The organism is Algimonas porphyrae (genome assembly GCF_041429795.1).
Taxonomy (GTDB): Bacteria; Pseudomonadota; Alphaproteobacteria; order Caulobacterales; family Maricaulaceae; genus Litorimonas; species Litorimonas porphyrae.
Map to the genome: position 1 here is coordinate 597,547 of NZ_CP163424.1, position 17,322 is coordinate 614,868.

General features: G+C 60.0%; 15 protein-coding genes. 6 read left to right on the forward strand and 9 right to left on the reverse strand.

Features of this window, described 5'->3' with window-relative positions:
* Positions 1-43 precede the first annotated feature (43 nt).
* Positions 44-679, reverse strand: a complete 636-nt coding sequence (locus AB6B39_RS03010; protein WP_284371662.1) for a hypothetical protein — start codon at positions 677-679, stop codon at positions 44-46.
* 49 nt (positions 680-728) lie between these two features.
* Positions 729-1,901: a PQQ-dependent sugar dehydrogenase gene (locus AB6B39_RS03015; protein WP_284371664.1), complete on the reverse strand. Its 1,173-nt coding sequence runs from the start codon at positions 1,899-1,901 to the stop codon at positions 729-731.
* Positions 1,902-1,992: 91 nt separating this feature from the next.
* On the opposite strand from AB6B39_RS03015, the gene AB6B39_RS03020 reads away from it, so the two are divergent.
* Positions 1,993-2,469 (forward strand): hypothetical protein, encoded by a 477-nt coding sequence (locus tag AB6B39_RS03020; protein WP_284371666.1) that lies wholly within the window; start codon positions 1,993-1,995, stop codon positions 2,467-2,469.
* Here the strand turns inward: AB6B39_RS03020 and AB6B39_RS03025 are convergent.
* The 3 genes from AB6B39_RS03025 to AB6B39_RS03035 form a co-directional block, all read right to left on the reverse strand.
* Positions 2,466-5,078 carry a hybrid sensor histidine kinase/response regulator gene (locus AB6B39_RS03025; protein WP_284371668.1) on the reverse strand — a complete coding sequence of 871 codons (2,613 nt, stop codon included), beginning with the start codon at positions 5,076-5,078 and terminating at the stop codon, positions 2,466-2,468. The genes AB6B39_RS03020 and AB6B39_RS03025 overlap by 4 nt on opposite strands.
* A 466-nt stretch (positions 5,079-5,544) precedes the next feature.
* Positions 5,545-7,644, reverse strand: coding sequence for a peptidase domain-containing ABC transporter (locus AB6B39_RS03030; RefSeq protein ID WP_284371670.1), 2,100 nt, complete (start codon positions 7,642-7,644; stop codon positions 5,545-5,547).
* On the reverse strand, positions 7,637-7,828 hold the full coding sequence (locus tag AB6B39_RS03035; RefSeq protein ID WP_284371672.1) for a hypothetical protein: 192 nt from the start codon (positions 7,826-7,828) through the stop codon (positions 7,637-7,639). The genes AB6B39_RS03030 and AB6B39_RS03035 overlap by 8 nt, the downstream gene beginning before the upstream one ends.
* 101 nt (positions 7,829-7,929) lie before the next feature.
* On the opposite strand from AB6B39_RS03035, the gene AB6B39_RS03040 reads away from it, so the two are divergent.
* A complete protein-coding gene (locus AB6B39_RS03040; protein ID WP_284371674.1) occupies positions 7,930-9,399 on the forward strand; it encodes a Na+/H+ antiporter NhaC family protein in 1,470 nt (489 codons plus the stop codon).
* Positions 9,392-9,832 carry an avidin/streptavidin family protein gene (locus AB6B39_RS03045; RefSeq protein ID WP_284371676.1) on the forward strand — a complete coding sequence of 147 codons (441 nt, stop codon included), beginning with the start codon at positions 9,392-9,394 and terminating at the stop codon, positions 9,830-9,832. The genes AB6B39_RS03040 and AB6B39_RS03045 overlap by 8 nt, the downstream gene beginning before the upstream one ends.
* Here AB6B39_RS03045 and AB6B39_RS03050 read toward each other — a convergent pair.
* The 4 genes from AB6B39_RS03050 to dnaK form a co-directional block, all read right to left on the reverse strand.
* Positions 9,817-10,176 carry a VOC family protein gene (locus AB6B39_RS03050; protein WP_284371678.1) on the reverse strand — a complete coding sequence of 120 codons (360 nt, stop codon included), beginning with the start codon at positions 10,174-10,176 and terminating at the stop codon, positions 9,817-9,819. The genes AB6B39_RS03045 and AB6B39_RS03050 overlap by 16 nt on opposite strands.
* A 9-nt stretch (positions 10,177-10,185) precedes the next feature.
* Positions 10,186-11,340 (reverse strand): molecular chaperone DnaJ, encoded by a 1,155-nt coding sequence (gene dnaJ, locus AB6B39_RS03055; RefSeq protein ID WP_284371680.1) that lies wholly within the window; start codon positions 11,338-11,340, stop codon positions 10,186-10,188.
* Positions 11,327-12,175: an FkbM family methyltransferase gene (locus AB6B39_RS03060; protein WP_284371683.1), complete on the reverse strand. Its 849-nt coding sequence runs from the start codon at positions 12,173-12,175 to the stop codon at positions 11,327-11,329. The genes dnaJ and AB6B39_RS03060 overlap by 14 nt, the downstream gene beginning before the upstream one ends.
* 71 nt (positions 12,176-12,246) lie before the next feature.
* Positions 12,247-14,172, reverse strand: coding sequence for a molecular chaperone DnaK (gene dnaK / locus AB6B39_RS03065; RefSeq protein WP_284371686.1), 1,926 nt, complete (start codon positions 14,170-14,172; stop codon positions 12,247-12,249).
* A gap of 361 nt (positions 14,173-14,533) precedes the next feature.
* On the opposite strand from dnaK, the gene AB6B39_RS03070 reads away from it, so the two are divergent.
* The 3 genes from AB6B39_RS03070 to AB6B39_RS03080 all read left to right on the forward strand — a co-directional run bounded on the left by AB6B39_RS03070 (position 14,534) and on the right by AB6B39_RS03080 (position 17,280).
* Entirely contained in the window at positions 14,534-16,033 is a 1,500-nt protein-coding gene (locus AB6B39_RS03070; protein WP_284371688.1) for a hypothetical protein, read from the forward strand.
* Positions 16,030-16,677 carry an alpha-ketoglutarate-dependent dioxygenase AlkB family protein gene (locus tag AB6B39_RS03075; RefSeq protein ID WP_284371690.1) on the forward strand — a complete coding sequence of 216 codons (648 nt, stop codon included), beginning with the start codon at positions 16,030-16,032 and terminating at the stop codon, positions 16,675-16,677. The genes AB6B39_RS03070 and AB6B39_RS03075 overlap by 4 nt, the downstream gene beginning before the upstream one ends.
* 93 nt (positions 16,678-16,770) lie before the next feature.
* Positions 16,771-17,280, forward strand: a complete 510-nt coding sequence (locus tag AB6B39_RS03080; RefSeq protein WP_284371693.1) for a DUF302 domain-containing protein — start codon at positions 16,771-16,773, stop codon at positions 17,278-17,280.
* The last annotated feature ends 42 nt before the right edge of the window (positions 17,281-17,322 follow it).

The following is a 17,322-nucleotide window of genomic DNA, read 5'->3' on the forward strand; positions in this document are numbered from 1 at the left end:
GATCAGGTTGAACCAATAAGCCCGGCCTTCTGGCCGGGTTTTTTCATGGCGCAGCCACCGCGTCTGACGAGGTGCGAACCCAGACATAGGCGCGGTCCGTCACCCATGTACCCGCATCCGACGGATTGAGCGATGCGCTGCGATGCTCGGTCTCGGACAGCTCGGCTGTCTCGTGTCGGACGCTATAGGCCGGTCCTGATACGGGGGTGAAACGCTGCTCCGCGATCAGCGTGGCCCCGTCTTCATCCATCCAGATCGTGCCTTCCCCGTGAACGCCCCAGCCATTCTGGATGATGCGCATCTGGCCCGCCGGGTAATCCCAGAACTGATAGAAACTCCAGAAGTCGCCCTGACTGGGTTGACCGTCTTTGAGCGCATACATGCGCGCCGTCATGGACAGATCGTCTGGTCCTGCCGTCCATTCGATGACGTAGGAATCCCACGGCTCGCCCTCTGAACGGTAGGTCGCATTATCGGCAATCCACTGACCCGTCCCGGCGCTCATGTAACGGATATTGGCGCGAGCCCAGTCCGGCACAGTGGTCAAGGCGAGCGTCGGATCGCCCGCCTCCGTAACGAGTTTGGCCTTTGCGGGCGTTTCGGGGGCCTCGGCCATACAGCCTGCAAGAGCAAAACAGGCCAGTCCGGCTCCAAGGATCAATCGCGTTCCCATTTTCATACCCTGTCCCTTCCTTGTGCGCGTTACGCGTCAACGTCCCCAAAAGAGTCTATTCCTTCGGCATTAACCGGATCAGTCGCCCATTGTCAGGGTCTTCGACCAGAATCAGCAGCGCACCATCCTCATCGACAGCCAGATCGCGAACGCGGAACGTATCCGGACCCGTTTTCAGATCACCCAGCAGGGCGGTCTCCATACCCGTGTTCAGATCGACATGACGAATATCTTCTGACGCCAGCCCGCCGCTCAGCGCGTCCCCCTCCCAGTCGGGGAAAAGCGCGCCGCGATAGATCACCAGACCGGACGGTGCGATGGACGGCGTCCAGTCATGCACGGGCGCTTCGAAGCGCGGATCGGTTTCGTCGGGGCTAATCCGGGCACCCTGATAGTCGCGCCCTGTCGTGACGACCGGCCAGCCATAATTGGCGCCGGCGCGCAGACGGTTGAGTTCGTCCCCGCCGCGCGGACCATGCTCATGCGACCAGATCGCGCCCGTCTCCGGGTCGATGGCCAGGCCCTGCACATTGCGGTGGCCGATCGTATAGATTTCGGGCTCCGCGCCCTCGCCGAAGTCAGGATTATCGTCCGGCGGGCTGCCGTCGCGATTGATCCTGACGACGGACCCCAGATGCGAGTCCGGTTTCTGCGCTTCCTCGCGCAAGGCCATTCCATCACCCAGGCTCAGCAGCAGCGTGCCATCATCAGGAAAGACGATCCGGCCGCCATAATGGCGACCTGATGCTTTCGGAAAGCTGGATTCGAACAGAGTCTGCGCGTCCAGCATCTGGTCGCCATCCAGCCTCGCCCGCAGCAGGGCGGTCCCGTTCGCGTCCCAGTCACCATAGGAGTAGGAGAGGTAGATATCACCCGTTGCGGCAAAGTCCGGGGGCAGCCCGATGTCCAGCAATCCACCGTGGCCTTTGACGGCGATGCGCTTGTCACGCTGAGCGATCAAAACATCCGGCAGCCCGGCAATCTCTCGCGCCTGTCCGCCTTCCACGAGCCACAGAACGCCGAGTTTTCCGGTAATCAGATAGGCTGCGTTCCCGAGGGGTTCGACCGACCATGGGCGTTCAAGCCCGTCAATGACCGTTTCCATGACGAATGAGTCGGATCCGAGTCGCTGAATATCCGGGGCGGGCTGGGGTTCCCGGCATCCGCTCAAGCCGACGCTTAGCAAGGTAAAGATTGTCAGGCTTGCGAAGTGGTCGCGTCGTAGCATGAAGTGTCCTTCGGATTTGACCCCTCGGACACAGTAGGCGTAGCGAAGATAATGACAACCACTTGGCCGCAGCGATGAAAGCACGACATCCATGAACGTCACATTGCGATTTCTGGCGGGCTGGCTCTTTGGCGCGTCCGTAACGACGGTGCTGGCCGTGATCGGGCAGACCCAGATCGTTCTGGCCCGCCTCAATGCCGTCGGGGCGGAGATCACTCTTGGCGACCGGCTGTCCATGACAGCTTATGATCTGATCCATCTCGGCTCGATCTACGGAATTATCATCTTCGCGGGCACGTTGATCGCCTATCTGGCAGGCCTGCTGGTTTATCGCGCAGCCGGTTTTGGGCGTCCGGTTGTTTTCATCACAGCGGGGACCGTCGCGATGGTTGTCATGCTGCTGGCGATGAAAGCAGCCTTTTTCGACATTACCCTGATTGCCGGTGCGCGCGGCCCTCTGGGCCTGAGCCTGCAACTGGGCGCCGGGGCTGTCGGTGGCTGGGCTTTCGCCGGACTGACACAGCGCCTCAAGGTCAGGCAATCACGCCGAAAGCGCGTGACAGTCTAGGCGGCTCGCCCGACGGTCTGGATCTGGCTGAGTGCAGCCTCGATTTCTGCTTTCGTCACGGGATGGGTCAGCACATGATCGAACATCGCGTCATCGGCATCAACACCGGTCTGTCCGGGTCGTGCCAGTGCAATGAGGGGAACCTGCCCCGCTGGCACGGGCAATTGCCGAATTCGCGCCGCCGTATCACGTCCGCCCAGCGCGGGGCTGTGCAGGTTCAGAATGACGACGTCGAAACGTTTGCGCTCGAGCTGTTCAATCAGCTGGTCGGCCTGATCGACGGCGACTGTCTGGCAGCCCATTGATTTGAGCGCGGCACGCATTTCGCTGGTCTGAAGGGTCAGGTCATCCCCGACCAGTAAGGTCAGGGAGGATAGGGCCGTCGCTCCCTGTGCCGACAGTCTGGCGGGCGAGACGTCCGTCGTCTCGGCGAAGAGCTGCTGCTCCAGCATCAGGTCGATAATTTCTTCCGGCTCGCTCAACGCGTCCAGGCCAGCGGGTGCCGGGGCGGTAAGTGTCTGCGGGCCGGCTTCTGCGGCAAGCATTGTTTCTGCCTCGACCGCCAGTTCGGGCTCATAGGCATCGGCGCGGGGCAGGCGCGCCGTGAAATGAAATTCGGATCCGCGCCCTTCGCGCGAGGTGACGGTCAGGTCGCCATCCATCATGCGGGCCAGTTTGCGGGCAATCGCAAGGCTGAGACCTGCGCCGCCATATTTACGCGTCATGGTGCTGTCGGCTTGCAGGAAGGGTTTGAACATGCGTTCCTGCACGGCTTCGCTGATCCCCTGACCCGTATCGGCCACAACCAGGCTCAGCGCCATATGTTTGGGCCCGTCCGGTTCGGCGGTGGCGTGCAAATGGATGCGGCCTTCATGCGTGAAGCGGACGGCATTTGACAGCAGGAAGCGAACGCATTGGCGAATCCGTTTCTGGTCGCCGACGATCAGCGTACCGACTTCGGGCGCAACATAATGGCTGAAGGCGACGTTTTTCTGTTCTGCCGCAGGCTCCCAGCTTTTCGCTTCTGCCGTAATCGTGCGCGACAGATCGGCCTCGTCAGCAGCCAAAGCCAGACGGTTGCCTTCGATCGTGGACATGGTGATCAGACTGTCGAGCAGATCGAATAGAAGTTGTCCGCTCTCCTGCACCGCCTCGGCCTGGGCTTTTGTTGTCGGGTCGGAGGCATTGTGGATCATGGCGTCGCTAATGCCGATGATACCGTTCAGCGGAGTCCGCAGCTCATGATTGACGATACCGAGGAATTCGGTCTTCATCTTCTCCGCAGAGAGCGCGTCTTTCTGGAGCGCCTGGACCTTGCGGCTGAGCTTTTCGCGGTAGCGCAGGAAGGCCAGCAGCATGTTGAACGCGATGGTCAGGACAGCCAGCAAGACCCAGAGCAGGCGGTTCATCTTGGTCTGCTGTTCCAGCTGTACAGCCTTCAACGCCGCTTCGCGTGCCAGTGCATCTTCGCGTTCCAGCTGACGCCCTTGCGTGTTCTCCAGACTGGACAGAAGAGCGGTCATATTGGCCGAGTTTGAATTCTGGACGCGGGAGATGATCAGGTCGGTCCGGCGCTTCATCAGCGCCAGCGCGAAAGCCGAGTCTTCGCGGTGCATGGCAATCAGGGCTTCCGCATGAATGACGGCTTCGGCGGTGATGTCGTTAAGCAGCTCGTCGCGACTGTAAACCCAGCCCTGTTCCGTCATGATCGCGCGGGCTTCCGCTTCGCGGCCGAGCCCGGCAAGGCCGAGCATATGGGCATAATGCGCGCGCCTGCGGATCTGAGGGTGTTTGGTGACGGCCAGTGATTGCCGGGCCAGATCGCGGGCTTCTGCGTAGCGCCCGACTTCGACAAAGGTCTGTGCCACATAGACCTCGCCCAAGCCTTCGATCATATTCTCGGGCTGGGGTTCGATCAGCATCAGTTCTGCAACTTGGGCCGCGCTTTCAAAATCCCGGACCCGATTAAAAGCATAGACGAAATTGGTCATCAATTCGTAGCGATTGAGGGTTTCCCCGATGGCTGCCTTGGCCTTGCGCTGCGTCCGGGCCGCGTCGAGCATGAATACAGGATTGCCTTGAAGTCCGTGCAAGGTCATGGCGACTTCGGATGCCAGCAGACGGGCACTCGTGGCCCAGTCCGACAATTCCGTCGGTATAATATGCATCGCTTGATCAAGGTGCTCTGCGGCCCGAACCGTATCGTTGAGTGACACCAGGGTGAAGGCCGTCAGGCTCTCGGCAATGGATTCGATGTACCAGTCGGTCTGATGCGGGTGGGATTGAAAATAGCTTCTGAGTTGATCGAATCGATCGACCTGATTCTCATTGTCGAACAGGGTGAGGACGGTTTCGGAAAAGTCCAGAATGCGAAGGGAGGCGGGCGACATGGCGTTCGCCTCCGCGCGGGCCGTTTCGACCGCGGCCTCGATCCGGGATTTGTCCGCATTGACCAGGGCTTCGATCAGCTCGTTCATGAGGTCGTAACCCAACCGGTCGCGCTTGCGAAGCGACAGTTCGACCGGATTGACGGGTTCGGCTTCACTGAAAAAATCGACGACCGCGTCGCTGATCAGAATAGATCTGTCCGAGGCCTGTGCCAACGGCACGCAGCACAGGCTGAATAAGCAGCTCAGCCAGAGATATCGCGCAAAGAGTGTCAAAACATACCCAATCTCCAGATCGGCTAGCCTGACGGGCTTAAGGAACGGTATCTTTACAAAAGAAAACCCGCTCAGATGAGCGGGTTTGTGTCCACATGATGAAAGACAGCGAATGCTGTCAGTTTTTTAGAAGTCTTGGCCGACAATGATCGGCACGCCGCCGGTCACGACTTCGAGTTCTTCAACAGTCAGTTCACGCATTATATTGAGTCCTTCTCTTTGTGGTTGCGCGAGCGGATTATTCCACTCGCGGGAGAATACTTAAGCAAAAGTAAACTTCCCCTATCAAGAGAAAAATGTATTATTTTGAGATTTTTTATAGTTAACGCACTGTAAATGCACTATTTTATGGTTAATCAGTTGTGTCAATTCGATGCGTTCTAACTGAGGTTGTGCAATAATTATTCATTAACTATGATTGTGACACTGTGATGACCCTGTCACTGGCCTCCAGAAAGGCCGGGCGGTGCGCAACGATCACCCGCGTCATGTCCAAACCGGACACAAGTGCGACGATCTGCGCCTCTGTCTCTGTGTCCAGATTGGCAGTGCCTTCGTCCAGAAACAGAATGTCGGGTTTCTGATAAAGCGCGCGGGCCAGCAGGAGGCGCTGTTTCTGCCCGCCCGACAGGATTGATCCCATATCGCCGATGACGGCCAGATAGTTCATCGGGATGGCCGCAATCGTTTCATGGATGCGGGCGGCCTGTGCGGCCTGAATGACGCGCTGCATGTCAATTTCCGGATCGAAGAAAGCAATATTATCGGCAATCGTTCCCGACAGGAGCCGGTCATCCTGCATCACCACGCCAACGCGGCTGCGCCAGTCCGCTGGGTCGATCGTGCTCAGATCCCGCCCATCGATCTGGATGCTGCCATCATTCGGCGCGTAAAGTCCCAGCATCAGCTTCATCAATGTCGTCTTGCCGCCGCCTGACGGACCGGTCAGCGTCACCATCTCGCCCGCTGCAACATCCAGATCGAAGTCTGTTACGACCAGCGGGTCTTCGGGCGAATAGGCGAAGGTCACGCCGTTCAGCGTAATCCGTCCCTCGAGCGGGCCCAGCGGGGCATAGCCATGCTGGTCGCGGTCGGGCGCAGCGTGGATAATGTCAGCCAGACGGTCGAGATGAAGCGACAGCAGACGGAATTCGTTGCCCTTGGTGACCAGCTGGACAACCGCATCCGCGAAATATTGCCGGTAGATCAGGAAGGCGACGAGCATGCCGACCGTGAAGGTGGATCCGCCAGGGTCATCCGGGGCCGTCATCATCCAGGCGGCAGCCACGACGACGGCAACGACCTGCACACCGATCAGCAATGTCTGCGCAAATGTCTGCGCCACCTGCCAGCGTTGATGGGCCATGTCGGAATTGATGAAATCGGTAAACAGATTGGCCCAGCTTGCCTCCCGCTCCGCTTCGCGGCCAAACAGCTTGACGGTCGTGGACGCCCGGATGCTCTCGATGACATGGCTGTTTTCCAGTGCCCGGGCATAGATGGCTTCTTCCTGAGTGGCGCGCAGTCGCGGGTAAAGAACCAAGGTCGCCAGTACGAGCAGGGCGGTCGTGATGACCACGATCAGCGCCAGCAGCGGCGAGAAGATGAACATGACGAACAGCATCAGAGTCGCCATCGCCCCGTCTATCAGAACGGAAACGACGGATTGGGATAGCGCTTCCTGAATCGGCTGTGTTGAATTCATCCGGCTGATAATGTCGCCGACATGGCGGCGTTCGAAATAGCGCACGGGCAGGCGGATCAGGTGACGAAAGATATTGCCGACCATCTGTCGTGACAGCTGCGCGCCGAAAGTCACGATCGTGTAACCGCGTGCCGCTTCGACGATGGCCCGCATCACGGTCAGCGCGCCAAAGCCGATCGCCAGAGCTATCAGCAAATTTCTGTTGCCACCTGGCAAATCGGGGGAGGGTAGGACGGCATCGACGATCAGTTGAAACAGAAAGGGTGCCATCAGAATCGTGCCCAGCAAAGCGATCGACAGGAGCAGTGTCTGCGCCACAGCGCGTTTGGCCCCGACGAGTGACGACCAGAGATCGGACAGGCGTGGGCGGATCCGGTCCGTGATGGGCTGGAAATCAGCCGCCTGCGTCAGTTCCAGCGCAACCCCGGTAAAATGATCGGAAACCTTGGACAGGGGCAATGTTCGCTGTCCGATGCCCGGATCGTGGATGAAAACCCGGTCGCCGCGTACGCGTTTCAGGACCACATAATGGTTCAGGTCCCAATGCAGGATGGCGGGCGTGGCCAGCTTGTGCAGCTGGTCCAGATCAACGCGCAGAGCCCGCGGCGACAGGCTGAGAGATCCGGCGATCTTGATGATTTGCTTCAGCGACGTGCCTCGCATGGAGAGCAGATATTTGTCCCGCAGCGAATTCAGATCGACGTCATGGCCATGATAGCGTGCCACCATGGCGAGGCAGGCCAGACCGCATTCCGTCATTTCCGTCTGCAGAATGACGGGGAGACGGCTGGAGAACAGCTCAGCCACGCAGCCAGCTCCAGATGGTCTGACCGTTCACATCGATTCCGAACAGGATTCCGCCAATCATCGACCCCACGCCCATGATCAGCACACCGACACACCAAAGCGGCAACGGACCACATAGAACCACCTCACCAAACAGAGCGCGCGAGCGGCGCTCCATGGCTTCCTTGCGAAATAGCTGGCTCATCGCCTCCCTCTCCATCGGGGGTTCCACAGACCCATTCATCCCTAGGCCTAGCGATGCGCTCTCTCTTGTAAAGAGAGGCTTTGAGGGGCAAAGCGCGGCACATGGATGTCTCTCAAACTGCGGGCTGGTGGTCGCTTCTTCCGCCCATTCTGGCCATTGGACTGGCCCTGTGGACCCGACAGGTCTTTTTGAGCCTCGGGCTCGGCATTGCAGCGGGTTATCTGATTTTGGCGGGCGGAAATCCGGTCGCGGCTACATTCGACACGATCGATGCCGTAGTGACTGTCTTTTCCGATGCGGGCAATACGCGCATCATTCTCTTCACCTTGGTCGTTGGCGCGTTGATTGCGCTGATCCAGCGCTCGGGCGGTGTGGCCGGATTTATCGCAGGCCTGCTGGCTTGGCTGGAGCGACGCACGCAAAAAGCCCAATCCAAGAATCAGCGCGTCCTTGTCGAACTGCTGGCGCTCGGCACAGGACTATTACTGTTCATCGAAAGCAATATTTCCATCCTGACGGTCGGTACGCTGTTTCGCCCCGTGGCAGACAAGCTCGGCATGCCCCGCGAAAAGCTGGCGCTGATCGCCGATACGGGCTCAGCGCCGTCCTGCGTGCTCATCCCGTTCAATGCATGGGGCGCCTATCTGATGGGGCTGATCGCCGCGGAAGGTCTGAGCCAGCCCTTTTCGCAACTGGTGCAGGCGACGCTGCTTAATTTCTATCCGATGCTGATCCTGGTCGTCCTCATTATCGTCATTCTGTCGCGCAAGGATATTGGCGAGATGAAAACCGCCGAAGCGCGAGGCACGATCCTGCGTGACGGGGCCGTGCCGATGATTGCAGATGAGGCAGCGGAGACTCCGCCCGTGCCGAAAATATTGTCCGGGGCCATGAAGCCCCGCGCATTCAACATGATCCTCCCGATCCTGACAATGGTCGTTCTGGTCCCGCTTTTCCTGATCATGACGGGTGAGGGGGACGGCTGGTTCGCCCGCATGCAGGACGGCTCAGGTTCTTCGGCCGTGCTCTATGCGACCAGCCTCGCCGTCATGCTCGCCATGCTGCTCTATAAGGTGCAAGGCATTCTGGGGGTGCGGGAGAGCATGGAGACCGCGCTCAAGGGCATGGGTGGGATGGTTCCGCTGGCGATCCTGATGCTGCTGGCGTTTGCACTTGGCAGCCTGTGCCGGACATTGGGAACGGGCGTGTTCACGGCGGACGTCACATCGGCGTTTCTGTCACCGGCGCTGATGCCGGCGCTCGTCTTCCTGATCAGCTGTTTCGTCGCCTTCTCGACCGGGACCAGCTGGGGCACGTTTGCCATCATGGTGCCGATCGCCGTCCCGCTCGCATCCAGCTACGGCATCGATCCCTCGCTCGCCATTGCCGCTGCGATCGGCGGCGGTGTGTTCGGCGATCATTGCAGCCCGACATCCGATACGTCGATCATCGCCTCGATGGCGACGGGCTCGGATCATATCGACCATGTCCGCACGCAGCTGCCTTATGCATTGGTTGCGGGCAGTTTGACAGTCGCGGCCTATCTGGTTCTGGGTGTGATCTATGCTTAGGCTGGCCTGTCTTGCCATGTTGCTGTCCGCCTGCCAGACGGCGAGCGCGCACGAAATGGACGGTCTCTGGATCAATGAAGCCGGCTCGGCTGTGGAGATCAGTGTCGCCGCGGACGGTTCGCTCACAGGTCATTACCGGACGGAACTGGGCGCGCCCGATGCACAGAGCCGCTTTCCTTTGACAGGCTGGGTACAGGGCGACGTCATCGCCTTCAGTGTCAGCTTTACCGATTTCGGTTCAATCACCAGCTGGTCAGGTCAGCTATCCGAGGACGAAGACGGCCCGTTCATCCGCACGCTCTGGCACTATACCAAGGACATTCCCGACGCGGAAGAAAGGGACGACCTCTGGCGTACGATCAATACAGGGGCGGCCACGTTCCGTCCTGGTCAGGAACCGGATAATGGCCTTCCGCCTCAGTCGGGATCGTAGGCGATTTCCAAGCGTAACCCGTCCGGATCCGGCAGGAACAGGCTTCGCGCATTGCCGAAGGACTGAATGATCGGCACATCGAGGCCTGCCTCACGTAAAGCCTCTGCAATCGATTCCAGGGCGTCCTCGCTCCCGACGCTCACGCTATAATGGTTCACGCCGGGGCCATGCCGTTCGTAGGACTGCGAATGCCGCGCTGGCTGCAGGTCGATTTCAAACCCATTCGCGAAAGACCAGACATGGTCACGCGTCTTGGAAAAGCCGAGAGCGGGCAGAAGCGTACTGTAATGACGCAGGCTGGCCTCCATATCGGAAGCCAGAATAACGATATGATCAAACTGCACGGCTGAGTGCTAGTCCACCAATTCGTCCCAGAAGCGCTTGGCTTTGTCGAAAAAGCCTTTGCTTTCAGGGCTGACTTCGTCGCCGGAGAGCTCGGCAAATTCTTCCAGAAGCTCCCGCTGGCGTCCGGTCAGTTGAGCCGGAGTTTCCACAGCCAGTTCGACATACATGTCGCCGCGCGCCTGACTGCGCAGAACGCTCATACCCTTGCCGCGCAGGCGCAGCCGTTTGCCGCCCTGACTGCCTTCCTCGACCTTGATCTTGGTTCGGCCGCCATCGATGGTCGGCAGTTCCAGCTCGCCGCCGAGTGCGGCGACCGTCATCGGTACGGGGGCGCGCATGAATAGGTTCGCGCCCTCGCGCTCGAACATATCGTGCGGTTTGACGGAGACGAATAGATAGAGGTCCCCGCGCTGCCGGTTGGTGGCGCCGCGTTTCGGGGCCTGATCGCCCTGACCTGATAGCCTGATTCGGGTGCCGTCCTCGACGCCGGCCGGGATGGAGACGTCCAGCTCGGTTGGCTGGCGGACCTGTCCCTGACCGTCGCACTCGCGGCAGGGATCAGAGACATACTCCCCCTGTCCGCCACAGGTCGGGCAGGGGCGCTCCATGGTGAACATGCCCTGCTGCGTGCGGACCCGGCCCGCGCCGGAACAGGTGCTGCAGGTCTCGACGGACGCACCGGGTTCTGCACCCATGCCGTCGCATCGTCCGCAATCTTCAGCGATCGGCACTTCGATTTCGATATCCTTGCCGCGGAAGGCCTCTTCCAGCGTAATCTCCATTTCGTAGCGAAGGTCATTGCCGCGCGCGACGGATTGTGCCCGGCGGCCACCGCGACCTCCGAACATGTCGGCAAACCCACCGGCGCCGCCCTGACCGAAAATCTGGCTGAAAATGTCGCCGAAATCCTGGAAGCCACCGCCGCCCATACCGCCTTGTTCGAAGGCGGCGTGACCCATCCGGTCATAGGCCGCGCGCTTCTGCTCGTCGGAGAGGATGCCGTAAGCCTCGTTCAGCTCCTTGAAGCGCGCCTCGGCCTCCGGATCATCCGGATGGCGATCAGGATGGCACTCCATGGCCTTCTTGCGGAAAGCGGATTTCAGCTGCTTGGCGTCGGCGGTTTTCGCCACGCCCAGCACATCGTAATAGTCACGTTTGGACATGATCAGTCTTTTTCTTGAAGACGGCGTTCATCGCCGTGTCGTCCTGCAGGACGTAGTTTTGGGCATGGGCCAATTCAACGAGGGCGTTGCGACTTTCCGCAGACAGTTCGAGAATGAGGCGATGCGGATGCAGGGCTTCCGGAGCGTCGGTGAAAAAAGCGCGCAGGGCCTGTTCGTCGTGACCTTCAATGTCGAGCTTCATGGCGTCGATCCGGTCTACACCGAGCCGTGCGCAAAGCCCGGTCAGTGTTTCAACCGGTACGGTTTCGCCGCTTTCGCCGAGCGAGGCTTCGCCCCGATTGCCGCCGCCATCCGACAGACACGCCTCGCCTGGCACGTCCGATATAGCGGAGCGGACAAGTTCGATATCGGCATCTGACGCGGCTGCATTAACGCTGAGACGGGCCGCCATTTCCGCGCTGGGCTCGACCGCGATCAGACGAACGGTGCGGTCTGCCGCGCGCGCATAGGCGTTGACGAAAAGGGAATAGAGCCCGGCATTGGCCCCAATGTCGAGGAAGACGAATTCGCCCGTGCCTGCGCTCACAGCCTGTTGCAGGGCGCCACGTTCCTCGGCGTCCCAGATTTGCACGCCTGCCAAGGCCCGCTTTTCGCAGCGATTGCCGGATGGGTAGAGGCGGGCCCTCACCCCCGGTGCAACGGTGACGTCGAACGGTTCAGCCAGCCCCCGGATCGCCTGCTTGCGGGCCAGGCTGATGCGCCAGCGCCCCAGCTGCGTGTCCGTATACCGGTCCGCGCGCAGGCGGATGCGTTCGCGCGCCAGCGGCAGGGCGTAAGCCCCGAAATCGGCGATATGGTGTGTCGTCCCCGTCATTGCAGAACCCGGATCAGTCCGGCGCAAAGCAAAAGGCCCCGCCGTTCCCGGCGAGGCCTGTTCGCGAGCCCTTAGGCCGCGTTTTCGTCATCGACGTCTTCGAATTCCGCATCGACAATGTCGTCATCTTCTTCGACATCATCGCCCGGCTTCGTCGCGTCCTTGGCTTTCTGCTCTTCCTCGGCCTGCGCCGTGGCGTAGATCGCTTCGCCCATCTTCATCAGCGCGGCGGTCAGGACCTGGACCTTGTCCGTAATGCCGGCGGCATCGGCATCGTCGTCCGTCATCATCTCTTTCAGCTCGGACAGAGCCGTTTCGATCGATGTCTTGGTCTCTTCGTCGACCTTCTCGCCATGTTCGGCCAGATCGGACTCCGCCTTGTGAATGATCGCTTCGGCCTGATTGCGGGCCTCGGCCATGTCGCGACGTTTCTTGTCGTCCTCGGCATTGGCTTCGGCGTCCTTGATCATCGCTTCGATATCGTCATCGTTCAGACCCCCAGACGCTTGAATGCGGATCTGCTGTTCCTTGCCGGTCGCCGCGTCTTTCGCTGACACGTTGACAATGCCGTTGGCGTCAATGTCGAACGTGACTTCGATCTGCGGCATGCCGCGCGGGGCCGGCGGAATGCCGACAAGGTCGAACTGACCTAGCAGTTTGTTGTCCGCAGCCATTTCGCGTTCGCCCTGTGCGACCTTGATCGTGACGGCGGCCTGATTATCGGCAGCGGTCGAGAAGGTCTGGCTCTTCTTGGTCGGAATCGTCGTGTTCCGGTCGATCATACGCGTAAAGACACCGCCTTCGGTCTCGATACCGAGCGACAGAGGGGTGACGTCCAGCAGCAGCACGTCTTTGACATCGCCCTGCAGCACGCCGGCCTGAATGGCCGCGCCCATGGCGACGACTTCGTCTGGGTTCACGCCCTTATGCGGTTCCTTGCCGAAATAGTCCGACACGGCCTTCTGCACGGCGGGCATGCGGGTCATGCCGCCAACCAGTACGACATCGTCGACGTCGGAGGCTTTCAGACCGGCATCGGCCAGCGCCTTCTTGATCGGCGTGATGGTGCGCTTGATCAGATCCTCGACCAGGCTTTCCAGCTTGGCGCGGGTCAGCTTCATATTCAGGTGCTTCGGGCCGGTTGCGTCCGCCGTAATAAAAGGCAGGTTGACCTCATAGGTCGAAGCCGTCGACAGTTCCTTCTTGGCCTTTTCGCCTTCTTCGCGCAGGCGCTGCAGCGCGAGCTTGTCGCTTTTCAGATCGATGCCTTGCTCTTTCTTGAACTCATCGGCGAGATATTCGACGATCCGCATGTCGAAGTCTTCACCGCCGAGGAAGGTATCGCCATTCGTAGCCTTCACCTCGAACACGCCGTCGCCAATTTCCAGGATCGAAACGTCGAACGTGCCGCCGCCCAGATCGTAGACTGCGATCGTCTTGCCGTCTTCCTTGGCGAGGCCATAGGCCAGCGCCGCTGCTGTCGGCTCGTTGATGATGCGCAGCACTTCGAGGCCCGCAATCTTGCCAGCATCCTTGGTCGCCTGACGCTGGGCGTCATTAAAGTAGGCGGGAACGGTAATGACGGCCTGAGTGACGGGCGTGCCGAGATAGTCTTCCGCCGTTTCCTTCATCTTGGTCAGGGTCATGGCGGAAATTTCCGCCGGGCTCAGCGCCTTGTCGCGGCCCTGCACATAGGCATCGCCGCCCGGTCCCTTTACGATTTCATAGGGGACCAGCTTGGCATCCTTCTTGACGGCCTTGTCTGTGAACGGACGACCGATCAGCCGTTTGACGGCATAATAGGTGTGGTCCGGGTTGGTGACGGCTTGACGGCGGGCCGTCTGACCAATCAGTCGTTCGCCGTCTTCGGTGAAGGCGACAACGGATGGTGTGGTGCGCGCACCTTCTGAATTTTCAATGACCTTCGGCTTGTCGCCGTCCATGACGGCCACACATGAGTTGGTGGTGCCGAGATCAATACCGATCACTTTCGACATGGGTTTCTCCTCTTCCGGGCCCGCCTCTTCGCAGCGCCCAACGAAATCAATATGATGTGAGTTCCCGCACGTCCCCAAACGGCCCGGCGGAAGCGTTCGAGACCGATATGGGAGGCGAAAACAGAGTCTCAAGGGGTCAGCTGGCAGTTTTCTTCCGATCGATGGCGGACTTGCGATTTCCACGGAAAATCGCGTGTTCAAACGAAAGGGGAACAGAAGAGCCCGGTAGACCCGCCGACAGGTCGACAGTTTTTTACATGGAGACGACATTATGAGAAAGTCTTCGTCTCTCTTGCAGATATTTAAGTTGCGTGCCTGTACGAGCTCTCCAATCAGATTTCCTGAAAAGGGAGACGGGGTTATGGCATATCGGCTCAGGGCCGCGATGGCGGGATTGGCGCTTGGCATGTTGGTGGCATGCAGTCCCGATCCGGTCGAGCAACCGGCAGAGTTGGACGCAAGGGCAGACGCCCAAACAGACACACTGGCAGAGAGCGTCTCTCCGATCACGCTGACGCTGACAGATGGCGGGGATGGGCCTTGGACGCTCGATATTGCGATCGATGGACCAGATATGGATGGGTCAGAGATCGATTGGTCAGGGTCGAGCCCCGTCTTTTTCTCGCGCTCCAATGGCGATTATCGGGTCGCGCGTTACGCCGCACAGGATGACGGCGTCAAACTTGCGCGTATCGGCGGCTTCGACACGCTGATTTTTGACGAAAATGTGCGAGCAGCCCGGTTCGCAGTGACGCCATTTTCAGGTAATATCCGGGCCGACTACACGCCTTTCATTCCATTTTCCGACGGTGGCGTAGCCCTGTTTACGGGGCAGTTCGAGCTGTTGCCGGCAACGGACACAGCCGCAATCGAAGGGCTTGGCGGGCGGCTATCGAACTGGTCCGGGGAACAGCGCCCCATTCCGCTTACGCTAAGATCCGATCGGTCTATGCTGGTGGACGGCAGACGCCAGTCCGGCGAGACGACGGTGATGGTCGATGGCGGCGGGGAATATATATATTTTGGCACGGCCGATCTGGTTGAAGGCGAGTATTTCGTCGGTGTCATCGATCCGGGTCTGCCCGCCTGGATCCGCGAGGACTTCGACGATACGCTCGGTACTATCTTCACCGCGCTGGAAGAGCGTTTCGGCTACGGGCTGCCGGACCGAGCCACCATATTATTCGCCTATCGCGGTGACGACATGCAGGGGTTAAGCAATAAGGGCGGCGCGCTGCCGGGCAATGTGCTGGCGCTGGAGACAGCGGGAACCGCGCTGCGCCAGCCGAGCGACGCCGTCACCGGCTATTTCCAGTTCTTCTTTGCCCATGAGGCGGCGCATCTGTTCCAGCAGGCCAGCGGCAAGTCATTGGGAAATCAGGACGCGGCCTGGATCCATGAAGGCCATGCCAGTGCCGTTGCCTACCGGCTATTGGTCGAACAGGGCCTGCAGACCCGGGAGGCCTATGAAGTCCGCCTGGCCGAGGCCTTTAATCGCTGCGCAGCGGAGCTGAATGGTCGTGCCCTGTCAGAGACGCTCTATACGGGTTATATCGGGGCATATGATTGCGGCGAAATCATCGCGGTAGCATCTGACGCCGCTCTGCCGGATCATGATCTGTACGATCTTTGGGCGAATATGGTCAGCATTGGCGACGACCCGAACCGCTACGACGCTGAGGATTATTTTGCGGCATTGCAGGCACTGGGCGCGAGTGAGCCTATCGTGGGTGCGTTGCGCGTTTTAACCACTGAAACCCTTCCAGATGCCGACGCGGCTCTGCGCGGTCTTCTCTCTGCCGTCGATCTCGACTTTGTGGTGAGCGATGGGCGGGTCAGCCGGATCGCGATGGCAGAATGACAACCCGGAACCCGCCCGCATTTCCGCCCGGCTTTGCGCATTATCCGCTCTATTTCTCGCCCGATCAGCAAGCCGAGCTGATCGATACGGTCAAGGCCGGCGTGGCCCAAGCGCCGTTCTTTCAGCCGACGATGCCGCGCACGGGCGCGCCATTATCCGTTGTGATGAGCAATTTCGGCCCGCTCGGATGGGTGACGGACAAGGATGATGGCTATCGCTATCAGGCGGATCATCCGAAAACGGGCGGGCCCTGGCCGGACCTTCCCCGCCTTTTGAAGGATCTCTGGCATGATGTGACGGATTGGCCAGGACTGCCCGAGGCCTGTCTGATCAACTGGTACCGGGCCAGCGCGAATGACGGGAAAGGCGCAAAAATGGGTCTTCATGTCGATAATGACGAACACGCCATGGGCGCCCCCGTGGTCTCGGTCAGTCTCGGCGATCCCGCTCTATTCCGCATTGGCGGGGAGGCTCGCGGCGGGAAGACGGCCGGACTGAAGCTCTTCTCCGGCGATGTCGTCGTGCTCGCCGGAAAGGCGCGCCGCAGCTATCACGGTATCAGTAAAGTCGATTACGGTCAGTCAGCCCTCGTGCCCCATGGCGGACGAATCAACCTGACGATGCGGGTGGTCGGCGCATGCTGAGCGACGATCAAATGTCTGGCAATTCTGGCAATCCGGAACTCTGATCGAAGTTTGCGCGTCTATTTGGTAACAGATCGAAGTTGGAGCCTTGTCATGATTCGCACCACCACACTCGCCTTAACAGCCATAACTCTCGCCGCCTGCGCATCGACCGAAACGGTTTACAGCGCCGAATTGTCCATGACGCCGGAGCGCCATACGGTCTATGTGTCGGATGACGGATTTGCCGCGGTGGAAGCCCGGCTCCGCGACGCGATTGCAGACCGTCCGTTGACGCTCTTCACGGTTGTCGATCACGGCGAAGGCGCCCGCAATGCCGGAATGCCGATTGGCCAATCCAAACTCTTTCTTGTTGGCAATCCCGAAGTTGGCACGCCCTTCATGATTGCCGATCCGCAGCTCGGCCTCGACCTGCCACTCAAGATCCTGATCCATGATGCGCCGGACGGCACCCATCTCGCCTATAGTCACCCCGGCGAGGCGGCGCAGCGTCACGGGGTTCGTGCGGACGTAACGCCGCAGATCGACCGTATTCATGATGTCATGGATGGGCTGTTGACGGAAGCGGCAGGCACGACGGTCCGGATTATCAACGAAAGCTGATACTTAGCACTACAGACAGAGCCGTGGTCGGCGCGCCGAACT